Raw genomic sequence first — 904 nt, forward strand, 5'->3', positions numbered from 1 at the left:
GGTTGCTTGGTTCGGACCCTTCACCGCCGCGGCCGGACTTGGCCACGATGTCCGAAAGCTCCTTCAGGGCGTTGATCTGCTCGGAAACGGCGCGGCGGATGGCCGAAGTCGATTCCTTGGCCTCTTCCGGCATTTCGATGACGCCCTTCTTGAGCTCGGCGCGGGTCAGGTCGAGCTCGCTCTTGATCGAGCCCGCGGTGCGCCGCATCTCCTCGGTCGCATCGGCAAAGCGCTTGGTTGCCGAGTCGACGACGTCGGTGATGGCGTTGCGGATCTTGTCGGCCGACTCCATCGCCTTGCCTTCGGCGTTCTGCAGCGTCTGGCCGACGAGATTTTCGAACGAGCGCATGACCCTTTCGAGATCTTCCGACTTCTTGACCAGGCCGACGGCGAGGTCTTCGAGCGACGACTGCCGTTCGAGCGTGTGTTCGAGGTTGCTCTGGGCCGAGCTCAACAGGTCCGAAGCACTGGACAGCAGGCGGCTGTGCTCGTCGAACTTGGTGGCAATCGACGCGACCTCGCGCAAGGTGGACGACGACAGTTCCGTCAGCCTAGTCGTGTTCGAATCGACCAGACGTGCCGAGCTGGCAAAGGTCTGCGCGGCCTTCTCGGTGGTCGCGGCGAAGCTTTGCGTGCTGCCGCTCAGGCGTTCATCGACCTGGCCGAGATTGACCGCGGCCTGCTCGATCAGCTGGCCGAGCTGCGAACTGGACTTGGTCATCCGGCCGATGAGGTCGGCGACGCTGTCGGACAGCGACGAGCGGGCGCCCTCGACCGCCGACAAGGTTTCGGCGGTGCGGTTGGCGAGCGCGTCGACAAGTGCGGCATTCTCGCTGCGCAGCTTCTCGGTGGCGCGTTCTGTGACCTCTTCCATGCTCTTTTGCAGTTCCGAGCCGCCCTGGGC

General features: G+C 64.4%; 1 pseudogene. It reads right to left on the reverse strand.

The annotated features are described in order from the left end of the window. A pseudogene (locus EN932_RS37055) lies at window positions 1–904 on the reverse strand (kinesin); the annotation flags it as partial.

This window comes from Mesorhizobium sp. M7A.F.Ca.US.002.01.1.1, from assembly GCF_004022955.1.
Lineage (GTDB): Bacteria > Pseudomonadota > Alphaproteobacteria > Rhizobiales > Rhizobiaceae > Mesorhizobium > Mesorhizobium ciceri.